This window comes from Flavobacterium sp. LK-23 (genome assembly GCF_058135255.1).
In genome coordinates this window covers 320,927-347,298 of record NZ_JBYUVT010000001.1, presented here as the reverse complement: position 1 = coordinate 347,298, position 26,372 = coordinate 320,927, and the positions used below count along the sequence as shown (strand labels likewise).

The following is a 26,372-nucleotide window of genomic DNA, read 5'->3' as shown; positions in this document are numbered from 1 at the left end:
ACGGAAAATTATAATGCAATCGCACCGTGTCCAATTTTGTCGCAAATGTATTGATTATTCTGACAAAATACAACTAATTCGTCCTGAATAAATTGAAGTACTTTTTCGCTAACGTTTTCGGGATAAAGTACATGCACATTTGCTCCAGCATCTAGCGTAAAACATACTGGAATCTGGGTTTCATTTCTAAATTTCCAGATCGCATTTATGATTTGCAGTGTGTTTGGTTTCATCAAAATAAAGTACGGCATAGAGGTCATCATCATAGCGTGTAGTGTCAATGCTTCACTTTCTACAACTTTTATAAACTCGTTTAAATCTCCGTTTTCAAAAATGGAAATTAATTTATCCAGATTTTCATGTGCCTGAGCAAAACGTCTTTCAGCATACGGATGGTTGTGCATTAAATCGTGCCCAACTGTGCTCGAAACTTGTTTCTCACCTTTGTCAACCAATAAAATAGTATCTTGATAATTCTTGAAGTTTTCGTGAATTGTATATGGAAACTCAACACCAAACAAATCGGTGCTTCCTTCAATATTTTCCTGATTTCCCCAAACGACAACATTCCCTTTCACACTTCTGCAAGCGCTTCCAGAACCTAATCGCGCTAGAAATGAAGCTTTTTGATAGAAATACTCATCGGTCATTTCTGGATTCAATTTTCTCTCCAAACTCATAAAATTCATTGCCAAAGCCGCCATTCCAGAAGCCGAAGAAGCAATTCCTGAACTATGAGGAAAAGTATTTTGAGTGTCAATTGTAAAATGATATTCTTTCAAAAACGGCAGATAAACTTCAACTCTTTCTAAAAACTTCTGAATTTTTGGTTTGAAATCTTCTTTTGGTTTTCCTTCAAAAAGTAAATCAAAAGAAAAACCATTTGTCACGTTGCGTAAACTCGAAGCGTCTCTTTTTTCAAAACCTAATTTTGTAATTGTTTTACAGTTATTTAGAGTAAAACTAACAGAAGGATTTGCTGGAATCTGGTTGTCTTTTTTCCCCCAGTATTTCACTAAGGCAATGTTGCTTGGAGCGCTCCATTCAAAGTTTCCGTTTTCGATTGCTGAAGTATATGAATTTGGTATAAAATCGGCTGCTGTTAACATGAATTATAAAATTTTGGCAAAGATAGTTTTTTCGCCTTAAAGGGATAATTTTTTATCTATATGGTTTAAACTTTTCTTTTGACTATTTTTGAATTCAAAATTTGATATCATGAATAAATTTGTAAAAATCGCTATAGCTTTAGTAATTTGTTTAACAGTTGGATATTCTGCTAGTTTAGTAACAAGACCAAGTATTGAGACTTGGTATGTAACGTTGGAAAAACCAGTTTTTAATCCGCCGAATTGGATTTTTATGCCAGTTTGGACAGTTCTTTACATATTTATGGCAATCGCAGCAGCGCTGGTTTGGGACCGAATAAAAGAACATACTGAGGAAGTTAAAAAAGCACTGCTTTTCTTCATCATTCAATTGATTTTAAATGCTATTTGGTCTTATTTATTTTTCGGATTAAAAAACCCGATGTTGGCTTTAGTCGAAATCGTGCTTTTATGGCTGATGATTTATGAAACGTATTTGAAATTCGTCAAAATCAATAAAACTTCAGCTTATTTATTGATTCCATATTTAGCTTGGGTTGGATTTGCTACAGTTTTGAATGCTAGTATTTGGTGGCTGAATAAGTAGTTTTTTGTTTCAAGTTTTTTTTTGTTTCAGGTTTAATCAAGACGTATTACTTTATGAATAGATTTAAGGTTTTTGTTATTGCTTTAGTTTTAATTTCCTTTAAAGGGTTCGCTTGTTTGAATGGTGAAACGAAAATTCTAAAAAATGGAGCTTATGCTTATGAAGATTATGATGGAATTAATCCTCAAGGGCATAATTTTTTCGAAGGAGATTTTCCAAGATTGATAATTGAACTTGACAGCTTATATAAGAGGACCAAAGATCTAGATTATCTATCAGATAAAGGATATCTTTTAATTGTTTTGAGGAAATATGATGAAGCTTTAAAATTATATCTGAACATTGAAAAAATTAAACCCAATAGATATTCGACAGCATCAAATTTAGGGACGCTTTATGAATTAATGGGCGAAAACCAAAAAGCCTATAATTGGATTAAAAAGTCTATTGCTATAAATCCCAAATCCCATAAAGGATCAGAATGGCTTCACTTGAAAATATTAGAAGCAAAAATCAAGAACCTAAAAGATGTTTCTGGTCAGTTTCTAATTAATACAAATTTTGGAACGTCACATGAGCCTAAGACAAAATTGTCTCAAAAAGAGATTGATGAATTGGCACAATCAATTTATTTTCAGGTAAATGAAAGAATGTCATTTATAGAACCAAAAGATAAAATCATTTCAATTCTACTCTTTGAACTTGGAAATCTTGCAGAATTATTAGGAAAAAATAGCAGTGCGCTTGAGACTTACAGGACTGCCAGAAAATATGGTTATGAGGGAGATTTAATTGTAGAAAGAATGATTAATAGTTCCCAGAACGAAATTAACTATTATAGTGAAAGAGCTCAAAGTTATGGTTCTCAACTTCGGGCTTTAAGAGAAAGCAAAGGGAACATATATTCAGGTTATATATCTCAAATTGAAATAATTATTGTTATCCTTTCGGGGATAATACTAATTTTATTAATTGCTTTTGTTGCATTTTTTATAAAATGGAAGAAGCTGAAAAAGTCTACTTCAGCTTCTTAAATTCCTCATTTTTAGCATATAGAAAGTCTATCAATTCCAAATCATTTGATTTTTCTAAAAGTGTTTTAGATTTCGAATCGGCATTACAAAAGTTTAAGAAAATTTCTTTTTCTTCGGGTTTTATTTTCAAATTCTTGATAAAAAAATCCGGAGAACAAGTAGCGATGACGAGTTTTTTAAAACGGTCATCACGTGGCTCAATTTTTTTCTTCGGTTTATCAAAAATGGGGTAACTAAAATCTAGCCCATTTTTGATCCTCCCGTCATAAACATTCAATTTTGAAGCCACTTCGTCAAATTGTTTACGATTTTTAATCTCCTTTATTTTTTCCTTATTATTGACGATTTTTTTAATTTCAGCTTTATTAAAAATGGATCGAGAAACCGTAACATTCTCCAGTTCTTCAGCTTTTGGAGTCATTTCGACAATGAGATAGCTTTTTTCTAGATCTTTCGCGGTTAGTTTCAATCTTGTAAATAAGTAATTATTGGAAAAAAACAATATACTGTCTTGCTCTTTCACTAAAATTGAAAATTCTCCAAATTCATTTGTTCTCGCGCTGGTTTTGGCTGTTTTATTAATGACTTCTACATTTTGAAGCGCATTCTCCTGAGAAATAACCTTTCCACGAAGTAGTTTTTCTGTCTGCGAAATGCTAAGCTGATAAGTAAGAAAAGAAATTGTAGTGAGTAATTTTACTTTCATTTACGGATTTTTTTAGTTTTTAATTCCAGTATTCAATTTTTTAAACTCTTCATTTTTAGCATATAAAAAATCCATCGTATAAAGTAAATTTTTCTGTTTTAGAATAATTTCAGATTGCGGATCGGCTGTGCAAAATTCTAGGAAAAGAGCTTTTTCATAAGGATTTAATTTTAGATCTTTTGTAAAAAAATCTAAAGGACAAGTTGCTTCGGCGAATGTTTTGAAATCCAATTCAGGAGTTTTCTTTTTAGGTTTTTTGTTGCCTCTATCTTCTTTTTTAAACAAACTTACAAGACCTGCTCCCATAGCGGCGAAATTCATTCCGTTTGCAATAGTACCGTCATAAACGCCAGTATATTTTCGTAAATCGCTCGAGGCTCTCATTAATGCAATCGAATCTGAAACTTCTTGAGTAGGACCAACATGAGGAAATTTTATAGTTGTAATTAAGACTTCATCGAGTTCTTCTGGTTTCAAAATCATATTGACAACCAGGTTATTTTGATCTATGTTTTTCTGAGAAATTTTAAATCTTTTAAAGAAATAGTCTTTGGAGTAAAAAAGAAGGCTGTCTTGTGGACGGACTAAAATTGAAAACTCGCCTAGCTCATTTGTTCTGGTACTAATTCGAGCGGTTTTGTTAATTACCTCTACTTTATTAAGCGGAATGTTTTGCGAAAAAACTTTTCCGTTTAATACTTTTTCCGTTTGAGAAACGCTGAGCTGATAAGTGAAAATAGAAATTGTAGTAAGTAATTTTACTCTCATATAGGATTAATTAGTTGAGAGTAAAATTATTAGAATTGTCTTAATGAAAACTTACGGAATATGTAAATTCTTGTTAATAAAATTATAGCATATTTTGAACAAATTTTCCCAGTTCTCCATTATTAAATAAAACTGGTCCGTGACCAAAACACAATATTTTAGGTTGCAATGATGCCAATTTGAGAATTGATTTTCTATTGGTTTCTTTATTAGCAGTAAATAAATGGGGAGGTTCATGCAAACCGACTTTTGTAGTGAGAAGATTCATATTGGTCATCACATCGCCTACAATTAAAACGCCATCCTTTTCTCTGAAAAAAGAGATATGTCCACTTGAATGTCCCGGTGTTTCAATAACCGTGAATCCGCCGATCTGATCTCCTTCTTTTAAAGTTTCAGAAACGGGATGTCCTTTTCCTGCCCAAAAGTTTTTCTGAAATTTAGAAATGATATGATTCGGATTTGGGTATTCTGTAATTACATTTCCATTTTCAGCAAATGCCTTTTCAGGTTCACTGCATAAAAAGGGAATATTAAAGGTTTCGCAGATTATTTTACTGCTTCCCTGATGATCGGCGTGAGCGTGCGTCAAGGCGTGTTTGGTAATAGATTTACCCTTAATTGCTTTTACTATTTTATGGGTAGAAGTTCGAATTCCTGCATCGATTAAAACATCTTCAATTATGTAACAATTAATGGCGTTGCGTGGAAATAACGGAATCTGGTAAACGTCTTTGGCGATATTCATCTTTTTCAAATTTTATTTTGGCAAAGATTTGAATTCAGATTCTTAATCCACTTGATAAATGTTAAGAAATATCCTGACGAATTCTGCTCAAAGATTCTGGAGTTATTCCGAGAAAAGAAGCGATATAAATTAAAGGCGTTCGCTGAATTATTTTGGCTGGAGCCGAAGATAAAAAAGTCTGGTACTTTTCTTTTGCCGGAATCATTTGCAGTTTTAAAACACGATCCGCCATACAAAGGTAATTTTGCTCGGCTAAAATTCTTCCAACACGTTCCCAATTCGGAATTTCGTTATACAGAAACTGCATTTTTTCGAAAGTAATCGAAAGAACTTCGCAATCTTCAATACACTGAATATTTTCAAAAGAAACGGATTGATTTATAAAACTGGAGTATGAAGCGATAAAACCTTCATCACAGCTTAAATAAGTCGTAATTTCTTTTCCATCTTTTAAATAATAAACCCGCGCCAGACCTTCGACAACAAAAAAGATTTTATTGCTGATTTTTCCCATTGAAGAAAGAGAGTCTTTGGCTGTAAACTTTTCATATTCAAAACAAGAATCTATCTTTTCGATTTCTTTTTCAGAAAACGAAGCGATTGATAGTATTTGTTTTTGTAATTCAGCATTCACGATTTATAATATTTCGATTAATTCTGAAGCATTATTAATAACCGCTTTTGCGCCACTAGATTTCAATTCATCTGCTGTTCTGTAGCCCCAAGTTACTCCCACAGGAAACATATTAGCATTTATGGCCGTTTTCATGTCAATATCAGAATCTCCGACAAAAAGGATTTCTTCGGGTTTTAGATTCCATTTTTTACTGATTTCAATCGCTTCAAACGGATTCGGTTTCTTAAGCGATTCTGTACTCAAGCCTATAGCTGTGTCGAATTGTTTTGGAAATAATTCATAAGCTATTTTCTTCGTCAATTCATCGGCTTTGTTAGAGAAAACAGCCATTTTGATGTTTTGCGAAGTGAGATTTTCTAGCAATTCTACAATACCTTCATAAGGTTTTGTTTTCAGCGTACAGATTTTAGTGTATTCATCGACCATACATTCAAAACAACTTTCGATTTCATCATCAGAATTGTTTGTAGCAGGTAAAGCTTTACTTACTAGATTTCGTAAACCGCTCCCAATAAAATATTGATAAGTGTCGTAAGTATGTGTAGGATAATTTAAAGCGGTAAGCACTTTGTTCATCGCATCTGATATGTCTTCTAAAGAATTGACTAATGTGCCGTCTAAATCGAAAATAATTCCTTTAAATTTCATTTTGTATTAAATATTTTGAGCCAGAATAAACCCGCTTGTCCAAGCATTCTGAAAATTAAACCCTCCCGTTATGGCGTCTATATTTACAATTTCACCAGAAAAATAAAGGTTTTCGTGAATTTTACTTTCCATGGTTTTGAAATTTATTTCTTTTAAATCGATTCCGCCCGCTGTTACAAATTCTTCTTTAAAAGTACTTTTTCCATTTACTTTAAATTCAGCTTTTGTTAATTGTGAAGTTAGATTCTGCAATTGAATTTTAGATAAATCGGCCCATTTGGTTTCGACTTCAATTCCCGAAGCCAAAACTAAACTTTCCCATAAACGATTCGGAAAGTCAAAAGGAGATTTTTTTGAAACGGCTTTTTTCGCGTGTTCCTGCTTTAAATCTTTTAGGATTTTTTCGGCATCTTCAAAATCAACATCATTTAGCCAATTAACGAAAATGGTAAATTGATAATTTTTATCATGTAAAATACGAGCGCCCCAAGCTGAAAGTTTAAGAATTGCGGGACCGCTCATTCCCCAATGGGTAATTAATAAAGGTCCTGTAGATTCTAATTTGGTATCTTTTACATTTACAGTAACTTGTGCCGCAACTCCGGGTAGTTCTTTAATTCGAGAATCTTTGATATTGAAAGTAAATAGGGAAGGAACAGGGCTCACGACAGCGTGTCCGTGTTCCTGAAGCATTTCCCAAATTTTTGGGTTGCTTCCGGTTGCCATTACTAATTTTTCGGCAGCATAATTGTCGCTTTGGGTATCTATTTTCCAATGATTTTCTTTTTTGAAAATAGATTGAACGCTTTGACCTGTCAGCACTTTTATACCTAGTTTTTCGGTTGCTTTTAAGAAACAATCAATAATGGTTTGTGACGAATTAGAAACTGGAAACATTCTACCGTCTTCTTCAATTTTTAATTCTACACCGTGTTTTTCAAACCATTCAATGGTATCTCCCGAACAAAATTGATGAAAAGGCCCACGAAGTTCTTTTTCTCCACGAGGATAAAATTTAACCAATTCGTTGGGTTCAAAACAAGCGTGTGTAACGTTGCATCGTCCGCCTCCTGAAACGCGGACTTTAGAAAGAACTTCTTTTCCTCTTTCTAAAATGACAATTTTTAGTTTCGGATTTTTCTCGGCAATATTAATTGCGGTAAAAAAACCAGCAGCGCCTCCGCCAACGATGATTATGTCGAAATTTTTGATCATATTTTTTTGGGTTGCCACGAATTGCACGAATTGGCACTAATTTTTTTCTGCCACAGATTAAAATGATTAACACAGATTTTGTTTGCATTGAATTCATTTATTCTATTTTGAATTTGTGGCAATTCGTGTAATTTGTGGCGAAATAAAAATCCTTTTAATCCTTATAATCTGTGGCTAAAAATTTTACACTTTATATTTTATCTGGATTATCAGAGATAATTCCGTTTACTTTATAGCTTTTTACTTTTTCAATGTCTTCTTTTGAGTTTACTGTCCAAGGTAAAACCAGAAATCCTTTTTCCTGAATTTGTCGAACATTTTCTTCATTCAATAAATTAAAATCAGGATGAATGGCTTTTGCTTTTATTTTTTCGGCGAAAGCCAAAGCAGTATCAAGATTTTCTTCTGTTAAAACACCAATTGGGATATTTGAATTTAAAGTTGAAGTTTCCTCCAGCATATTCCAATCAAAACTTGAAATGATGAATTGATTGTAATTCCAGTTTTTTTCGGAGATGTATTTTTCAATTAACTGAACAACTTTAGGCGCAGTTCCTAAACCTTTTAATTCGATATTGATTAAACATCTTTTGTCAACCAAATCAAAAACTTCATTTAAAGTTGGGATTTGATATTTTCCATCAATCAGAAACGATTTTAATTCTGCTAAAGTAATATCATTTACAAGACCTTTTCCATTAGTGGTTCTGTCTATTGTTTCGTCATGAATTACGATGATATGTTCGTCAGAGCTAAGGTGAACGTCAAGTTCAATTCCGTCAGAATTTAAGTCTAAGGCTTTTTGGAAAGCTTGTAAAGTATTTTCAGGTTCGTAGGCTTTGGCGCCTCGATGTGCAATTTTGAGCATTTTGCAGTGTTTTTTTCTAACCGCAAAGGTCGCAAAGTTTTACGCAAGGTTCGCAAATAAATTAGTGAAAATTAAATAGCCACGAATTCACGAATTATTTTTTTACAATCTTTGAGAATAAAAATTCGTGAATTCGTGGCTGAAAAAATCTTTGCGGTTAAATTATTTCTAATAAAACAATATCAAAATCATTGTCAATAATCACTTTCCCATCAATTACTTCGACTTCCTGATTCGAATAAGCATCTTTTAGTTTTGTTCCGTTTGGGAAAATATCGCCAACAGGAAGCTCTTTTCTGCCTTTTGGTAAATCTACTCCCATCACGACTTTATCTGTAAAAGAACCTTTAGTAAACGTTCTAGAAAAAGTATAAGGATATGGATTAATCAACTTGTGAACACCAGCTCCAACCGCAGGATGATTTCGTCTAAACTGACCTAATTTCTGCCAATGTAAAAGTGTTTTCTGTGTTTCAGGATTATTCTGAATTTCGTCCCAATTCATGTTTGAACGTAAAGTTGCATCGCCATTTGTACCTTCAACAACTAAGGAACGATTTGATTCGTCGCCATAATAAACTTGCGACATTCCTGGCGAAAGCAAAAGTTTAGTTCCCGTTTCAATTCCTTTTACACGGTTTGCATCAAAAGGCTGACCGTCGTCGTGCGAAGACATATAATTAAGGACAGAATATCCTTTTAGATCATTGTTAAGTGCATTCGAATATTTAGAAAATAAACCTTCGTAATCGTTTTGAGCAGCATTCCATTTAAATTCAAAGTTGATCATGCTGTTAAAACCATTTTGAAAATAATTGACTTTTCGATCTCCAAAATCATAATCCTGCCCACCGCTGATTCCGTAGCCGTAAACTTCGGCAATAGTATAAAACGGATTTTGATCTAAAACTTGTAAAGGATGATGTTTTTTCCAGGTTTCGAAAGCGTAATCACATTCTTTTTTAAAATCGGCCCAAACACCTTCTTCAGTGTGTTTTACAGTATCGGCACGGTAGCCGTCAATTCCGAATTCCAGAATGTAATCGGTAAGCCATTTTATGATGTAATATTTTGGAGTTCTTGGGTAACCTGTTCTTTTGAAGAATTCATCCAACGAAGCAATTTCTTTTTCATAACGGCCTTCTTTTTTCCATTTTTCTATTAAAAAAGGAGGGAGTTCGACTTCTTGTACACTTTCAGTTCTAATATCTGGAAGGTTGTCAACCAAAGTACACATCGTAGTATTTTCAAAAGATTTATAATCACATACTACGCCAGTTCTTACCCAGTCAGAAGGCCAAACGGGATCTTCGGGAGTTACAGGGCCAGTATGATTAATTACGCCGTCTAGAACTATTCTAATTCCTTTTTCGTGTGCTTTTTTTACCAGACTGGCTAAATCTTCTTTTGTTCCAAAGTTCGGATCGAGAGCCGTCCAATCTTTTGCCCAATAACCGTGAAAACCATAGCTCAATCCAGTTCCTTCGTCAACACCTTCATGAATCTGTTCGACAATCGGCGTAAGCCAAATGGCATTTATTCCTAATTTTTCAAAATAACCCGATTCGATTTTTTTAGTGATTCCGATGATGTCACCACCTTCAAATCCGCGTAATTTTCCCGGAGTTTTGGTTCGATTGAAATTGACATCGTTGGAAGTATCTCCATTGTAAAAACGGTCTGTAAGTAAAAAATAAACATTTGCCCCTTCCCAAACGAAAGGTGTTTTCGAAGTATTTTCGTTATTCATTGTAACTGATTTTGAGCCAGAACAACTCATTGTTAAGTATACTAAAGATAAAAAAAGGAAAGTGTATTTTTTCATTATTTTAGAATATTTTAGGATGGATTGTGTTGAAAAAAATAGCCACGAATTCACGAATTATTTTTTAAAATCTGTGAGAATAAAAATTCGTGAATTCGTGGCGGAAAAACTTTGCGTAGACGCACTGCAATGCGCCTCTACGATATATACTGTGGCAAAAAATATTGCGAACTTTGCGCTTGTCCTTGCGAACTTTGCGGTTAGGTCTATTCCAATTCTAAAACCAAAGCTGATTTTGGTTCTAAAGTAATTTCAGAAGCTAAATCGAATGTTTTTCCTGAAATAACATCTTTTCCTGATTTGTAGTTTTTGATGCTTTCTTTAAAACGGTTTGTTTTTACAACCTGTTCTTTTGCATTGTTATTGAAAACTACCATAACCGTTTTATTGTCAGTATATCTGAAATATACATAAGTGTTGTTTTCTGGAATATAATGCTTCATTTTTCCGAAATGAACCGCTTCGTTTGTTTTTCTCCAGTTGAATAATTTTGCACTGAAATCAAAGTAAGCTGCTTGTTCTGGAGTTCTTCCTTCTTTGGTGAAAGCATTGTTTTTGTCCCCAGCCCATCCGCCTGGAAAATCCTGACGAATATCGGCATCTCCGCCTTTTCCTTTGTCGCCGCCCATTCCAATTTCTGAACCGTAATAGATTTGCGGAATTCCACGAACTGTTGCCAATAAAGTCATTGCCAGTTTGTATTTTGGTAAATCATATTTGAATTTTTCATTCATACGATCCGTGTCATGATTTTCAGCAAAAACTAAGATATTATTGGTATTTGGATATAAAAAATCCATTGCAAAATTGTTGTAGAATTTAATCAATCCGCTGTCCCAGTTTGGTTCATCTTCACTAAAGGCAGATGTAATCTGACTTTGAAGCGTAAAATCCATTACACTTGGAAGATTCGAATTGTAGTTTTCAATTGCACCAATTTTACTGTCTTTTTGCCAAAAAGCTAAATTCGCCTGATTGTGCATCCAGATTTCACCTACAATATTAAAATTAGGATATTCGTTTGTGATTGATTTTGCCCATTCGGCCATTGCCGTTTTATCTGAATAGTTATAAGTATCTACACGAAATCCGTCAAGATTTGCAAATTCGATCCACCAAATAGCGTTTTGAGTTAAATATTTGGCTACAAGAGGATTTCTTAAATTCAAATCTGGCATTGAAGGAACGAACCAGCCGTCCACACAAACTTCCTGATCGATTTTTGAAGCATGAATATCGGTAATTACTTCACGACGGTGATGTGTTTGGGTAAAAGTTTCAAATTGATTGAACCATGTTTTGGTCGGAATATCTTTCATCATCCAATGCGTAATTCCCCAGTGATTAGTTACATAATCCATAACCAGTTTCATGTTCTTTTTGTGCATTTCTGCCGATAAACGAGCATAATCATCGTTTGTTCCGTAACGCGGATCTATTTTGTAAACATCCGATTGTCCATACGTATGATACGAATGCTGTTTGTCGTTGTCTTCGCATAAAGGTGTGCTCCAAATTGTTGTCGCGCCAAGAGACGAAATATAATCTAGGTTTTTGATAATCCCTTCGATATCACCGCCGTGGCGTCCGCTTGGATCTTGACGATTTCCTTTTTCAGTTAAAGAAGCGTCGCTGTCATTTTTAGGATTTCCATTAGCAAAACGATCCGGCATGATTAAGTACATCAAATCAGAGGCGTCGTAACTTTTTCTTTCTGCCGAATTTGCTCTTCTTTCTTTTAGAGCATATTTTTGTTTAAAGGCAATTTTATTATTGTTTTTGAAAGAGAAAACCAATTCAGAAGCTTTTACGTCTTTTGTATCAATTGTTACGAAAAGATAGTTTGGATTTTCTGTTTTTTCTACATTTTTAATCACAACATTATTTGAAACCGAAGCTTCGTATTGTGCAATATTTTTTCCGTAGAACATAATCTGCAGTTCTGAATTTTTCATTCCAGCGTACCAGAAAGGCGGTTCTACTTTTTGGATTTGTGCTTTCGCGGAAGCGGAAAACAGCAAAACCAATAAGACTAATTTATAGATAAGTGATGTTTTTTGGTTTTTCATAGTGAAGTAGAATTTAAACCATATAAGAAATGTAAGAACAATTAAGAAAAAAACTGGGGGATTTTAATTTTAAATGATCTTACATTTCTTATATGGTTAATTTAAATTATTTATTTTCAATAATGCTTATCGCATAACCTCCACCTGGAGCAGAAAACTGAGATAATTTTGATTTGTTTGTTACAGCAATTTTTTTGATAGTATAAGCCTGCGGATTCGTTTTGTAATGCGCATCTTTTGCATCAGCATAAATGGTTGCTGTATATTTTTTACCTTTTTCAAGGAAACTGAAATCGATGTTTGAAGTACGTGGCGTTTCTCCGTTAACGTTTCCAACAAACCAGTTATTTGTTCCTTTTGCTTTACGAGCAACTGTGATAAAATCTCCTGGCTCAGCTTCAATATATTTACTTTCTGACCAATCTACAGCGACATCTTTAATGAATTGGAATGCATCTAGAAAACGGTTGTAGTTTTCTGGAGTATCAGCAGCCATTTGCAACGGGCTGTACATAGTAACGTATAATGCCAATTGGTTTGCAATTGTACTGTTTACATGAGATTTGTTCTCAGGATTCATTTTGCTAATATCCATTTCGAAAATCCCAGGAGTATAATCCATTGGACCACCAATTAAACGTGTAAATGGTAAAACGGTAACGTGATTTGGTTTAGAACCTCCAAAAGCTTGGTATTCTGTTCCTCTCGCCGCTTCGTTTCCAATTAAGTTAGGATACGTTCTTGCAATTCCTGTTGGGCGAACTGCTTCATGAGCGTTCACCATAATTTTATAATCAGCTGCTTTTTCGATAGCATATTGGTAGTGGTTTACAATCCATTGGCTATAATGATTTTCACCTCTTGGTAAAATGTCACCTACATAACCGCTTTTTACAGCATCATATCCGTTATCGTTCATGAATTTATAAGCAGCATCCATATGGCGCTCGTAGTTACGAACAGATCCTGAAGTTTCGTGGTGCATGATGATTTTTACACCTTTAGATTTTGCATATTCATGCAGACCTTTTACATCAAAATCTGGGTATGGAGTCAAGAAATCAAAAACATAATCTTTAGAATGTCCAAACCAGTCTTCCCACCCTTCGTTCCAGCCTTCAACCAAAACAGCGTCGAAACCGTGTTGTGCAGCAAAATCAATGTATTTTTTCACATTAGCATTGTTTGCTCCGTGCGTTCCGTTTGGTTTTGCTTTCGCGAAATCAGTAACTCCCAATTGTACTGTTGGGTAATCATTAGTATATGACCAAGAGCTTTTTCCTGTAATCATTTCCCACCAAACACCAATATATTTTACAGGTTTAATCCAAGAAGTATTGTCAATTTTTGATGGATCGTTTAAGTTATAAGTCATTTTTGAAGCTAAGATTTCTCTAGCATCATCGCTTACAATAATCGTTCTCCAAGGTGAATGATTTGGTGCTTGCATATGACCTTTGTCTCCTTTTGCATCTGGAGTTAACCAAGAGGTGAAAGTCATGTTTTTATCATCTAAATTCAAGTGCATACAAGAATAGTCAATTAAAGCCGCTTCGTGTAAGTTGATGTAGATTCCTTCATTTGTTTTTAACATCAAAGAAGTCTGAACTCCTGTTGGAGAAAAAGATTTTTGTGAAACGTTTGCTGTGTATGCTTTTTCAGATAAACCTCGAATCTCAGATAGTTTCGATTTTGTGTAATCGTATTCCTGAGTATCATAATCTCCTGGAATCCAGAAAGCAGTATGATCTCCAGTCATAGCAAATTGAGATCTTTCTTCTTTAATTACAAAATAAGTAAGATTCTTTTGTGCTGGGAATTCATATCTAAATCCAAGTCCATCCTCGAATAAACGGAAACGAATTATGATTTGTCTGTCTGTTCCTTTTTGATTTAAAGTCACAGCCAATTCATTATAATGATTTCTGATGTGATCTACTTCTCCCCAAACCGGTTTCCAAGTTTCGTCAAAAGTGGAAGTTTTCGTATCACCAATTGTAAAGTCGTTTAATAAAGATTTTTTATCATCTTTTAGTTCAAGACCCAATTTACTGGTTTTTACAACTTCTTTGTTTTTGTATTTTAAATTGTAAGTTGGAGTTCCGTCGTTTTGAAGAGAAAATTCCATTACGAACTTGCCTTCGGGTGATTTTAACTGCTGCGCTTTTGCAACCGTGCTAAACGCAAACAAAATTAAACTTGCGAAAAATAAGTTTTTCATGTTTTTTAGATTTTTAGTGTATTGTAATTTAATTTATTTGTACAAATTTACTTGCAATTTCAGGTTTTCCATTAACGATAATTGTTAAATCTTGATCGCCATCTACAGTAAATGTTGTTTCGTTATGATTTACAGCTACTTTTAAAATTTGATTTCTGAAATTAATTTTAAAAGAATATCCCTTCCATTCTTTTGGAATTTTTGGTGAGAAATGAAGCTGGTCATTTTTAACACGCATTCCTCCAAAGCCTTCCACGATACTCATCCATGTACCGGCCATTGACGTGATGTGGCAACCTTCTTCCACTTCTTTATTATAATCATCCAAATCAAGACGAGAAGTTCTTAAATAAAATGTATATGCCATGTCCATTTTATCTAAAGCTGCAGCTTGAATCGAGTGCACGCAAGGCGAAAGTGAACTTTCATGAACCGTAAATGATTCGTAGAACTCAAAATTGCGTTTTAATTCTTCTTTAGAAAAATGATCTTCGAAGAAATAAAAACCTTGTAAAACGTCGGCTTGTTTGATGTAAGGTGAACGCAACACACGATCCCAAGACCATTTTTGATTAATTGGACGCTGTGAACGATCTAAATCTTTTACCGGAACTAAATCTTTGTCTAAGAAACCATCTTGCTGTAAGTAGATTCCAAGTTCTTTTGAAATAGGAAAGTACATGTCGTCTGCCACTTTTTTCCATTCTTTGATTTCTTCAGATGAAAGATTAACTTTTTCCATTACTCTTTTGTGATCTGCTGGATATTCTGAAGCTACTTTTTCAATTTGTTCAGCAGCAAAATCAATACACCATTTAGCAATATAATTGGTGTAGAAATTATTGTTGATGTTGTTTTCGTATTCATTTGGACCTGTAACTCCTAAAATCACATATTGATTTTTATCTTTTGAGAAAGAAGCTCTTTGGTGCCAGAAACGTGCAATACCAATTAAAACTTCTAAACCTTTTTCTGGAATATAAGAGTAATCTCCCGTGTAACGGTTATAGTTGTAAATTGCAAAAGCAATCGCACCATTTCTATGGATTTCTTCGTGTGTGATTTCCCATTCGTTGTGGCATTCTTCACCATTCATGGTAACCATTGGGTACAACGCTGCGCCGTTTTTGAAACCTAAATTATCCTTAGCATTTTCAATCGCTTTATCCAATTGATTGTAACGGTATGTCAACAAGTTTCTTGCAACCTGCTGATCTTTTGTCGCCATGTAAAATGGAATGCAATATGCTTCAGTATCCCAATAAGTAGATCCGCCGTATTTTTCTCCTGTAAATCCTTTTGGACCAATATTTAAACGAGAATCTTTTCCTGAATACGTTTGGTTTAATTGGAAAATGTTGAAACGAATTCCCTGTTGCGCTTTTACATCGCCTTCAATGGTAATATCTGACATTTCCCAAACTTTTGCCCAAGCCTCAATTTGATTTTGAAGCAAAGTATCATATCCTAAGGCAACCGCAGATTTGATTACTTTTTCGGCTCCAGCCAAAGTGTTTTCGTGGTTCAAAGAAACCGTATAACCTCCAATTTTTTGGATTGTTGAGGTTTGTCCTTTTGCGATAATAGTACCGTAAGTGTACTGAACTTTATCTAAAGTTGAATCGATTGTTGATGGCGAAACATTGATGTTTTCTCCATTTGCCAAAATCGTATTGTGCATAAAAGTCGTTACTTTAAAATGCGTTTTGAAAGTTTGAGCCGTTACAAAAGCTTCATTTGTACCTTTTTTAACTTCCAAAGGTTCCCAGAATTTTTCTTCCCAGTTGGCATCTTCATTGGTTACACCAGCGTCTATATACGGTTTATAAACGATTTTTGCATCTTTATTTAAAGGTGTAATATCGTATTTGATCACTCCAGCTTCGTCTAAATCTAAGGAAAGAAAACGACGAATATTTACCGCAATCTCAGTTCCGTTTTTAAGAACAGCTTCAAAAGAACGATTGTACCATCCTTCTTTCATATTCAATTCTCTGCGGAAATTTTTAACTTCGGTACAATTGTGTAAATCAAGGTTTTCTTCGTTGATTTCAATATCAATTCCAATCCAGTTTGGTGCATTTAGTACTTTGGCGAAATATTTCGGATAACCGTTTTTCCACCAGCCCACTTTTGTTTTATCTGGATAATAAATCCCTGCGATATAACTTCCTTGGAATGTTTCGCCAGAATATGTTTCTTCAAAATTCGCACGCTGCCCCATAGCACCGTTTCCGATACTAAAAAGACTTTCGGACGATTTTACTCTTTCGACATCAAATCCTTCTTCTATGATGGACCAATTGTCTGGTTTTATATAATCTTGATTCATTTTTAAATTAGATAATGTGGCAATTTGAGGAATTAGAAAATGTGTCAATTTGATAATTAGATAATTATTTTTTTGACGCTTTTTTTACCTTTTGAACTGCTTGGTTGTTCTACGTTTTTTTTAAGTGAAATAATTTGTCGGTTTGATCATTAAATAATTGTCATTTTTAGAAATTATCTAATTATCAAATTTTCTTATTGACTAATTAAATCGTTAATAAAGCTTGTTTCGATTTGGGTAAAATCTTTAAAAATATGATCAGCTTCATGTAAAATTGTTTCCTCACCAATTCCAACACTTACCATTTCTGCGATGTTTGCTGCCTGAATTCCGGCAACAGAATCTTCAAATACGATTGAATTTTTTGGATCAATATGTAATAATTGAGCCGCTTTTAAGAAAACTTCCGGGTCTGGTTTTGCATTGGTAACGTCATTTCCGTCAACAATAACATCGAAGTAAGATAGAACTCCAGTTTTTTCTAAAATTGGTCTTGCATTTTTGCTGGCAGAACCCAATGCAATACCTTGATTTTTCTCTTTTAATAGTTTTAGAATTTTTAAAACTCCTGGAAGAACCTCACTTTCATCCATGCCAACTAAATAAGATAAATAATCTTCGTTTTTTTGAATTAACCATTTGTCTTTGTCCTCTTGCGAAGCGTGAACATTTCCTAATCCAAGTATAATATCCAACGAACGAACTCGGCTTACACCTTTTAAAAGTTCGTTGTCTTCATGCGTAAAATTTATATTTAACGACTGAGCAATTTTTTGCCAAGCCAAAAAGTGGTATTTAGCGGTATCAACGATCACGCCGTCAAGATCGAAGATGAATGCTTTTTTATTATTCATGGATTTCAATTTTAGTTTTACTATTTACTCTAAGAGTCAATAATCCTGCGAAAATCATTGATACACCTCCAATTATTAGAGCGTAAATAGGTTCATTATGGAAGAATTGTTTGATTACGAATCCTAATATCGTAGCGGCTACGATTTGCGGAATTACTACGAAAAAGTTAAAAACTCCCATATAATAACCCATTTTTGCAGCTGGCAAAGCACCAGACAACATAGCATAAGGCATTGATAGAATACTTGCCCATGCAATACCAACTCCCAGCATTGGAAGGATAAGCATTTGTTTGTCACCAATAAAATAAATTGAAATTAAACCAACACCTCCAGCACATAAAGCCAATAAGTGTGTTGCTCTAACGCCTACTTTTTTTGCAATTATTGGCAGTAAAAAGGCAACTGCAGCGGCAATTCCGTTGTAAACTGTAAACAATACCGAAACCCAATCGGCGGCATCATTGTAGGTTTTCGAAGTTGTGTCTGTAGTTCCAAAAATATGCTGCGTGACTGCTTGAGTCGTATAAATCCACATGGAGAAAAGCGCAAACCAAGAGAAAAATTGAACCCAAGCTAATTTTTGCATTGTTTTTGGCATATTCAATAAATCGGTCATGATTATGGTAAAACCATTCTGAACTTTTTTTGTTCGTAATTGCGATGCAATTACAAATAAAATACCCATGAAAATTAGACCGATAAATAGAATGTAAAGTTCTTTTGCCAGACTGTTTTCGAAAATTAAAAATGAAATTAATGCTCCGATACCAGCAAACAATAATCCTAAAAGCAATTGTTTTTTTGTAGAAACGCCAGATTCTGTTTCAGAATTTGATATGCCTTCTGAGTCTTTTTTGCTGTTAGCTTCAAAAGCATGAAGTTCTTCAGGCGTATATTCGGTTGATTTAAAAACGGTCCATAAAACGGAAAGCAGAAAAACGATTCCACCAATATAAAATGACCATTTTACCGCATCTGGAATAATTCCTTTTGGCGCAACATTACTGACATCAAAAACATTTGTGAAAAGATAGGGCAAAACAGAACCAACAACGGCACCGGTACCAATAAAGAAACTCTGCATAACAAAGCCCAAGGCACGCTGATGATCGGGTAAATTATCGCCTACGAAAGCGCGGAAAGGTTCCATTGAAACGTTGATCGATGCATCCATTATCCATAAAGTTCCTGCAGCAATCCATAAAGTTGGAGAGTTGGGCATTACGAACAAAGCCATCGATGATAAAATCGCGCCAATTAAAAAATAGGGGCGTCGTCTCCCTAAACGAGTCCAAGTTCTATCGCTGAAATAACCAATAACGGGCTGAATAATTAAACCTGAAACAGGCGCAGCAATCCACAAAATTGGGATTTCATCTATTTTAGCACCAAGGGTTTCAAAAATTCTTGAAGTATTTGCGTTTTGCAGTGCAAAACCAAATTGTATTCCTAAGAAACCGAAACTCATGTTCCAAATTTCCCAGAAACTTAATTTACGCTTTTCCATTATCGTAATTTGAAAAATTATACGATAAGCGCCTTGCTTATCAAAACTTTGTTCTTTTCGAAGTAAAACTAAAAGCCTTGACGGGCGTAAAATTATAAATTATTTTTTTATTTATGCTAATAAAAAAGCCATAAATATTTTTTATGGCTTTAGAAAGTGTTGATTTTAAGTTTTTTAGTCAGTAGATTCTCTTTTTATCAAATGAGTTTCTATAACTTCTGTGGTGTAATTTTCAGTATGTTCTTCGTCGTCATCTTCTTCTGCTTCAAGTCTTTCAATAAGCATTTTTGCTGCTTTGTTGCCCATTTTTTCTCCACTTTGGCTAACGGTTGTAATTGTTGGAGTCGAGTATTTTGAAATGATTCCGTCAGTAAATGCAATTACAGCTAAATCTTCTGGAACTTTTAATCCCATTTTATTTGCTGTTTTGATAATTGTTACAGCAAAAAGCTCATTTACGGCAAAAACAGCATCGAAAGCTCTTTCATGCAAAAGCTGACTAATGGTTATTTCGCAAGTTTCTACATCTTCAATTTTTATGATTAAATCTTCATTAAAAGGCAATCCATTGTCTAATAATGCTTTTTCATAGCCATCGGTTCTCAGTTTTCCAACACTTACATAATCGACCGTGGTCACCAGAGCGATCTTCTTGCGGCCATTATCAATTAAACTTTGAACTGCTTCATAGGCTGCAGATTTATCATCAATAATTACTTTATCGCATAATATATCATTTGTAACGCGATCAAACATTACGACAGGCATTCCTTGATTGATCACTTCGGTAATATGATGAAAGTCGCCTTTAAATTGTGTTTCTTTAGAAAGAGACATGATAAAACCATCGATACTTCCGTTGGCTAACATCTCCATGTTTAGAACTTCTTTGTCAAAAGAATCATCTGATACACAGATAACTACGCTGTATCCGTATTCGTTTGCAACCTGTTCTACTCCATTGATGACAGTAGAGAAAAAGTAGTGTACGATTTCGGGAATAATAATCCCGATACTCTTGGTTTTTCGGTTCTTTAAACTAAGGGCAATATTGTTTGGCTTGTAGTTGTAAAACTTCGCAAAAGCCTGCACTTTTAATCGTGTTTCTTCACCAATTTCTAGACTGTTTCTAAGTGATTTTGAGACAGTTGAGATGGACACGTCAAGCTCTTTTGCAATCTGTTTGAGGGTTATTTTACGTTTCATGGAGTTAATTGAAAAAAATCTAATTAATAATAAAGGTGTGCAATATTTTTGGTATTTGCAATTTTAACGCTAAAAGATTACAAAAAATAGAAAGTTTTCAACACTACCACGTTTTCGTAAAGCAATAAAAATTGTCTCTGGTTGAGCATGTTAATAAATTCATAATTTTGAAATTCGAAGTAAAATTAAAAACTTAACTAACAGTCAAAAACTCAAAACTAATTTAAACAAAAAGTATGAAAACAATTTACAAAAAGTTGTTATTTTTATTCCTTCTGCTTCCGTTTACAGTACTAGCTCAGAGTACTTTAAGTGGAGTAGTAACTGATCATGCCACAGGTCAGCCAATACCAGGGGTAAATGTAAATGTACAAGGTTCCGCAACTGGTACCTCTACAGATTTTGATGGTAAATTCCAATTGCCAAATTTAAAAAATGGAGACAAGATTTTAGTTTCATTTATTGGATACAAAACAGCGACTATTGTCTTTAATGGTCAAAAAAACTTGCCAGTATCTTTAGAAGAGGATACCAATCAATTGCAAGAAGTTGTAGTACAAGTGGGTTACGGAACTGTTAAGAAAAAAGACGCAACAGGATCTGTTTCTCAAATTTCGGCCAAAGAATTTAATAAAGGTATCAACGTTACTCCAGAATCTTTGATTGGTGGACGTATTGCTGGTGTAAATGTTGTTGGAGGAGGTGCTCCAGGAGCAAAAGCAGATATTAGAATTCGTGGAGGATCTTCATTAAGTGCTTCAAACGACCCATTGATTATTTTAGATGGACTTCCTTTAAGCAACGCTGTTCCAAGTGGTGCTACAAGTATATTGTCTACAATTGACCCAAATGATATTGAGTCATTTACAGTTCTTAAAGATGCTTCTGCAGCAGCTATTTATGGTTCACGTGCAGCAAATGGTGTAATCGTAATTACAACTAAAAAAGGAACTAAAGGTGGTGTAAAAGTGAACTTCAGCTCTCAAGTTGGTATCAATACAGTGGCTAATACAGTTGATGTTTTAAATGCAGATCAGTTCAGAAATTTTGTAAACACAAAAGGATCTGATGCTCAAAAAGCATTAATGGGTACTGCAAATACAAACTGGCAAGATGAAATTTTCCATACTGCTTTAACAACAAATAATAATATCTCTGTAAGCGGTGCTTTATTCAATAAATTACCAGTGCGTTTATCTGTTGGTAATGTTGATAATCCAGGAATCTTAAGAAACACTTCTTTTGAAAGAACAACGACATCGATATCGTTAAATCCAGTATTGTTTGATAATCACTTAAAAATTGATATTAGCGGAAACTTATCTTTCAGCAAAAATCAATTTCAAGACGAAGATGCAGTTATTGGTTCTGCAATTAGCTTCGATCCAACACAATCTCCTTATCAAGCGGGTTCTCGCTACGGAGGATATTTCGAATGGTTGGAACCAAACGGAAACTTAGCATTATTACCTGCTAAAAACCCAGTTGCAAGATTAAATCAAGAAGACAAAAGATCTAAATCTACTAGAAAATGGGGTAACATCAGCCTTGATTATAAATTCCATTTCTTCGAAGATTTAAGATTTGTTGCTGAAGCTGGTATCGATAGATTCGACAGTAGCGGATACAACAGACAAAGTACAGAAAGTGCTTTAGGATATCAGCCAAACCCATTCAGTTCTGGAAACTGGGTAAATTTAGGAAACGATAATACGTACACAGATGATCTTCAAAACAAAAACTTGAATGCGTATTTTGTGTATAGCAAAACTTTTGGAAAACTTAAATTGGATGCTACAGCTGGTTACAACTATCAGTTGTTCCAAAAAGAAAAATACCAATCTGGAGAGCTTACACAGCCTGCAGCTAGTAGAAATGAAGATGTTATTACTGATCCAGATATCAATTTACAATCTTATTTTGGACGTGTGAATTTAGGTTGGGACAGTAAATATTTATTGACTTTAAACTACAGAAGAGACGGAACTTCTCGTTTCTCTGAAGAAAACAGATGGGGTAACTTTATGGGAGGTGCTTTTGCATGGAATATTGCTGAAGAGTCTTTCTTAAAAGATAACGAAACACTTTCTAGTTTGAAATTAAGAGTTGGTTACGGTACTACAGGTCAGCAAGATATTTCTGCTCAGTATGACTATTTAAGAAGAGTTACACTTGGTACTGTTAATACTCAATATGTATTTAATGGTGTTGTTTACAGAACAGCTAGACCAGAAGGATATAACCAAAATATCAAATGGGAAGAATTGGCTGAGATGAATATCGGAGTTGATTTTGGATTCTTAAAAGATAGAATTACTGGATCTGTTAACTATTTTGATAAAAAATCATCTGACTTATTAGCTGATGTATTAGTGCCAGATGGTGCTAACTTGAGAAACCAAGGATTTAATAATATTGGTGATTTAAGAACTAAAGGGGTTGAATTCAGCCTTCAGTCAGATATCATCAAAAAAGATAATTTAACTTGGAACGTAGCGGTTAATGCTACTTATTTAGACCAAAAAATTGAAAGTTTAGGTCAGACTGTTGAAGGTTTCCAAGGTTATGAAGTAGGAGATAATATTAAAGGTGGAAACGGAAATAAAGTTTTAATTAATACAGTTGGATCTGCTCCAAATTCATTCTTTGTATACGAGCAATTGTATGATGCAAACAAAAAACCTATTGCTGGAGCTTATGTTGACAGAAATGGAGATGGTAAAATTGATGGTAACGATCGTTACAGATACAAAAAACCAACAGCAGATTATACTTTCGGTTTATTCTCAACTTTAAACTACAAAAAGTTTGATTTTACAATGAACTGGAGAGCAAGTTTAGGAAATTACATTTTTGATAACGTAAATTCTAACTTAGGATATTCAGATGCAGGTTTAAGAAGACAAACAGACTTATCAAACGTAAGTTCAGATTATTTAAATACTGGATTTACTTATGAAGATAATGGAACTCAGCGTTATTTATCTAATTACTATGTAAAAGATGCTTCTTTCATCAAATTAGATAACGTAACAGTTGGTTATACTTTGGATAAAGCTTTATTGAAAGCTGCTTCTTTAAGATTCTCAGCAGGTGTTCAAAATGTTTTTGTACTTACAAAATATGATGGATTAGATCCGGAGAAATTCAACGGAATCGATGGTAACGTTTATCCAAGAGCAAGAACATTCTTGTTTGGAGTAAATGCAAGTTTCTAATAGTACATTGAAAAACAAAATTTTAAAACATACAAAATGAAAATATCATTTAAATATATATCTTATTTCTTCCTATTTATTTTAGGAATAAGTATGACGCTTACTTCGTGTACTGACGATTTAAACGTGACACCAAAAGATGATGATGAATTTTTATCGGAAACTTTTTTTGAAGATCCAGCATCTTACAAGCAGGTTTTAGCAAAATTATACGCTGGACTTTATGTAGGAGGAAATGATGGTGACGGACAAGCAGATATTGCTGGTCTTAGCGGGGATTTCAGTAGTTACTTGCGTTTGCTTTTTGTAACGCAAGAATTACCTACAGATGAGGCTGTTATTGCTTGGGCAGATGGTGCTTTGCCAACATTAAACACGCAAACATGGTCTCCTGTAAATGAGTTTTTATACGGAACTTATTCTAGAGCCTCTTACCATATCAGTTTGGCAAATGAATTTTTAAGACAAACTACAGATGAGAAATTAGAAGCAAGAGGTGTTGATGCCAATCTAAAAGCTGAAATTGCAACTTTTAGAGCAGAAGCACGTTTCTTAAGAGCTTATTCTTATACAAACTTAATGGATTTGTTTGGTAATGTGCCAATTACAACAGAAGCAGATCCTGTTGGATTCTTTTATCCAGTACAAAAATCAAGAGCAGAAGTTTTTGCTTTTGTAGAGTCTGAATTAAAAGATTTAGATAATAGTTTAGCAAATGCTAGATCAAATGAATACGGTAGAGTTGATAAAGTAGCGGCTAAATTTTTATTAGCTCAAATTTATCTTAACTCTAAAGTTTACACTGGAACAGAAAGAAACAATGACGTAGCAACTTTATGTACTGAAATCATTAATTCAGGATATACATTTGCAAACGTTCCTTATTCTTACTTATTCTCTGCAGATAACAATACAAATGGTGCTCAAAACGAATTTATTTTCCCAATCGTAAGTGATGGAAATGCAATTAGAGCAACTGGTGGAGGAATGAGTTTTATTATTCACGCTGCTATTGGAGGAAGTATAGATGCTGCTTCAAGAGGAATGGACGGAGGTTGGTTCGGTACTAGAACTCGTAAAGAATTCGTAGCTCTTTTTCCTGATGCAACTGCTACCGGAGATAAAAGAGGAACATTCCATACTGATGGACAAGCTTTAGATATTACTAATATTTCAACATTTACAGATGGTTATGCTGTAACTAAATATATTAATAAAAAATCTGATGGTTCACCAGCTCAAAGAACTGATATTCCAGATACTGATTTTCCAGTATTCAGAGTTTCTGATGCTTATTTAATGTATGCTGAAGCTGTTGTACGTGGTGCAACTACAGGTAATTTGGCAACTGCTGTAGATTATGTTAACCAAATTAGAACAAGAGCAGGAGCAACTACAATATCTAGTGCAAATTTAACTCTTGATTTTCTTTTGGCAGAAAGAGGTAGAGAGTTATTCTGGGAGTGCCACAGAAGAACAGATTTGATTCGTTTTGGAAAATTTACAGGAGGAAGCAAAATCTGGCAATGGAAAGGTGGCGTAATGAATGGTATGGCAACAGATTCATATAGAGACTTAATGCCTATTCCTTCTAAGACAATTCAGGCGAACCCTACATTGAAACAAAATCCTGGGTACTAATATCTAATAGAACTGTAAAATGAAAAATATATATAAAATTTTAATCGCATTTATTGGTGTGCTATTGGTTTCGTGTAATGCGGACTCTGTAGACGAAAGACCAGTGCTTAATGTTGTTGCAGCTCCAGAAATTACAGCGCCAACAACAGGTCAGAATTATGTTCTTGATGTTGAGAAGGCATCAGATGAAGTGGCTAAATTTACTTGGTCGGCTGCACAATATTCTTCAGATGTAGCAATAAAGTATACATTGCTTATTGATAAGAAAGGCGGAGATTTTACTGCTGCAAAAACATTGCAGAGTACTACAAACAGTCTTACTGAGGTTTCTGTTCTAGGTAAAGAGTTAAATCAAGCAGCAATTGATTTAGGAGGAAAACCAGAAGAAGCGGCTCAGTATGATGTGAAAATTACTGCTAATGTTTCTGGAGGTTTTGTTCAAGTTTCAAAAGGTATAGTTTCAATTACTGTAACTCCTTACGTAGGTAAGTTAGATTATAACTTTGTTGATTGGTACTTAGTTGGAGATGCAACTGTTTCAGGTTGGGACAATAATAAAGGAAATCAAATCTTGTTTAGAAGCGCTAAAAACGCTAATGAATATGTGTTTACAGGATACTTTAAAAAAGGTGTATTCAAAACTATTAAAAATTTAGGTAATTGGGCTCCAATGTATGGAGGTAAAGACGGTTCTCTTATCTATAGAGCAACAGATGGTGATGCAGATCCTGCAAGCATAGAAGTCCCTGCTGATGGTTACTATAAATTTAAGATGGATGTTGAAAAGTTAACGTACACTTTAGAGTCATATGCAGCAGGAGCGACAGCACCAACATACAGCACTGTAGGTATTATTGGAGATGCAACTGCTAAAGGATGGGATGCATCAACACCAATGGTAAAATCAACTTTTAATGCGCATGTTTGGACTTTAGGTGTAACTCCTCTAAATGATGGAGGAATGAAGTTTAGAGCAAATGACGCTTGGGATGTTTCATGGGGAGGAACTACTGCCTTTGCAGGTGGAGGAAACGGTGAAAACATACCGGTTGCAAAATCTAAATATCTTATTTATTTTAATGATTTAGACGGAAGTTATGTAATGATTCCAAATCAATAAAACTTCAGTTAATAACTGAAAAAGGGCTATCTCAGATAGCCCTTTTTTAATCAAACT

Annotated in this window: 20 protein-coding genes; 5 read left to right on the top strand and 15 right to left on the bottom strand. The window is 34.2% G+C overall.

All coding sequences use genetic code 11. The features are described from left to right. Window positions 1-8: 8 nt before the first annotated feature. Entirely contained in the window at window positions 9-1,109 is a 1,101-nt protein-coding gene (locus AC3Y25_RS01405) for a diphosphomevalonate decarboxylase (RefSeq protein ID WP_489901494.1), read from the bottom strand. A gap of 109 nt (window positions 1,110-1,218) precedes the next feature. On the opposite strand from AC3Y25_RS01405, the gene AC3Y25_RS01400 reads away from it, so the two are divergent. Then, window positions 1,219-1,695, top strand: coding sequence for a TspO/MBR family protein (locus tag AC3Y25_RS01400; RefSeq protein WP_489901493.1), 477 nt, complete (start codon window positions 1,219-1,221; stop codon window positions 1,693-1,695). A gap of 53 nt (window positions 1,696-1,748) precedes the next feature. After that, on the top strand, window positions 1,749-2,729 hold the full coding sequence (locus tag AC3Y25_RS01395) for a tetratricopeptide repeat protein (RefSeq protein WP_427871825.1): 981 nt from the start codon (window positions 1,749-1,751) through the stop codon (window positions 2,727-2,729). Here the strand turns inward: AC3Y25_RS01395 and AC3Y25_RS01390 are convergent. From AC3Y25_RS01390 to AC3Y25_RS01325, 14 genes are all read right to left on the bottom strand, one after another. Then, window positions 2,713-3,435: a hypothetical protein gene (locus AC3Y25_RS01390; RefSeq protein ID WP_489901492.1), complete on the bottom strand. Its 723-nt coding sequence runs from the start codon at window positions 3,433-3,435 to the stop codon at window positions 2,713-2,715. The two genes, AC3Y25_RS01395 and AC3Y25_RS01390, sit on opposite strands and share 17 nt — an antisense overlap. A 12-nt stretch (window positions 3,436-3,447) precedes the next feature. Further along, the gene (locus AC3Y25_RS01385) at window positions 3,448-4,203 is read right to left on the bottom strand and encodes a hypothetical protein (protein WP_489901491.1); all 756 of its coding nucleotides are present in this window, start codon (window positions 4,201-4,203) and stop codon (window positions 3,448-3,450) included. A gap of 82 nt (window positions 4,204-4,285) precedes the next feature. Continuing rightward, entirely contained in the window at window positions 4,286-4,951 is a 666-nt protein-coding gene (locus AC3Y25_RS01380; RefSeq protein WP_427871836.1) for an MBL fold metallo-hydrolase, read from the bottom strand. Window positions 4,952-5,012: 61 nt separating this feature from the next. Further along, window positions 5,013-5,585, bottom strand: a complete 573-nt coding sequence (locus AC3Y25_RS01375) for a Crp/Fnr family transcriptional regulator (protein ID WP_250834335.1) — start codon at window positions 5,583-5,585, stop codon at window positions 5,013-5,015. A gap of 3 nt (window positions 5,586-5,588) precedes the next feature. Then, window positions 5,589-6,236, bottom strand: a complete 648-nt coding sequence (locus AC3Y25_RS01370) for an HAD family hydrolase (protein WP_427871838.1) — start codon at window positions 6,234-6,236, stop codon at window positions 5,589-5,591. 6 nt (window positions 6,237-6,242) lie between these two features. Further along, window positions 6,243-7,451, bottom strand: coding sequence for a BaiN/RdsA family NAD(P)/FAD-dependent oxidoreductase (locus AC3Y25_RS01365; protein WP_489901490.1), 1,209 nt, complete (start codon window positions 7,449-7,451; stop codon window positions 6,243-6,245). Between the two features lie 190 nt (window positions 7,452-7,641). After that, window positions 7,642-8,319: a glycerophosphodiester phosphodiesterase gene (locus AC3Y25_RS01360; protein WP_489901489.1), complete on the bottom strand. Its 678-nt coding sequence runs from the start codon at window positions 8,317-8,319 to the stop codon at window positions 7,642-7,644. 157 nt (window positions 8,320-8,476) lie between these two features. After that, a complete protein-coding gene (locus AC3Y25_RS01355; protein ID WP_489901488.1) occupies window positions 8,477-10,144 on the bottom strand; it encodes an alpha-amylase family glycosyl hydrolase in 1,668 nt (555 codons plus the stop codon). A 206-nt stretch (window positions 10,145-10,350) separates the two neighbouring features. Beyond that, entirely contained in the window at window positions 10,351-12,213 is a 1,863-nt protein-coding gene (locus AC3Y25_RS01350; RefSeq protein WP_489901487.1) for a glycoside hydrolase family 13 protein, read from the bottom strand. A gap of 106 nt (window positions 12,214-12,319) precedes the next feature. Then, window positions 12,320-14,434: a glycoside hydrolase family 97 protein gene (locus AC3Y25_RS01345; protein ID WP_489901486.1), complete on the bottom strand. Its 2,115-nt coding sequence runs from the start codon at window positions 14,432-14,434 to the stop codon at window positions 12,320-12,322. A 28-nt stretch (window positions 14,435-14,462) separates the two neighbouring features. Next, window positions 14,463-16,766 carry a glycoside hydrolase family 65 protein gene (locus AC3Y25_RS01340; RefSeq protein ID WP_489901485.1) on the bottom strand — a complete coding sequence of 768 codons (2,304 nt, stop codon included), beginning with the start codon at window positions 16,764-16,766 and terminating at the stop codon, window positions 14,463-14,465. A gap of 194 nt (window positions 16,767-16,960) precedes the next feature. Further along, a complete protein-coding gene (gene pgmB, locus AC3Y25_RS01335; RefSeq protein WP_489901484.1) occupies window positions 16,961-17,620 on the bottom strand; it encodes a beta-phosphoglucomutase in 660 nt (219 codons plus the stop codon). Next, complete coding sequence (locus tag AC3Y25_RS01330) at window positions 17,613-19,130, bottom strand: MFS transporter (RefSeq protein WP_482503715.1); 1,518 nt, start codon at window positions 19,128-19,130, stop codon at window positions 17,613-17,615. Before AC3Y25_RS01330 ends, pgmB begins: the two co-directional genes overlap by 8 nt. Window positions 19,131-19,304: 174 nt before the next feature. Further along, on the bottom strand, window positions 19,305-20,336 hold the full coding sequence (locus tag AC3Y25_RS01325; protein ID WP_095928151.1) for a LacI family DNA-binding transcriptional regulator: 1,032 nt from the start codon (window positions 20,334-20,336) through the stop codon (window positions 19,305-19,307). A gap of 236 nt (window positions 20,337-20,572) precedes the next feature. Between AC3Y25_RS01325 and AC3Y25_RS01320 the strand changes: the two genes are divergently transcribed. Genes AC3Y25_RS01320 through AC3Y25_RS01310 form a run of 3 tightly spaced genes read left to right on the top strand, consistent with a single transcriptional unit; the run spans window position 20,573 to window position 26,315 of the window. Next, a complete protein-coding gene (locus AC3Y25_RS01320; protein WP_489901483.1) occupies window positions 20,573-23,554 on the top strand; it encodes a SusC/RagA family TonB-linked outer membrane protein in 2,982 nt (993 codons plus the stop codon). A gap of 36 nt (window positions 23,555-23,590) precedes the next feature. Continuing rightward, complete coding sequence (locus AC3Y25_RS01315; RefSeq protein ID WP_489901482.1) at window positions 23,591-25,195, top strand: RagB/SusD family nutrient uptake outer membrane protein; 1,605 nt, start codon at window positions 23,591-23,593, stop codon at window positions 25,193-25,195. A 19-nt stretch (window positions 25,196-25,214) separates the two neighbouring features. Continuing rightward, the gene (locus AC3Y25_RS01310; RefSeq protein WP_489901481.1) at window positions 25,215-26,315 is read left to right on the top strand and encodes a SusE domain-containing protein; all 1,101 of its coding nucleotides are present in this window, start codon (window positions 25,215-25,217) and stop codon (window positions 26,313-26,315) included. The last annotated feature ends 57 nt before the right edge of the window (window positions 26,316-26,372 follow it).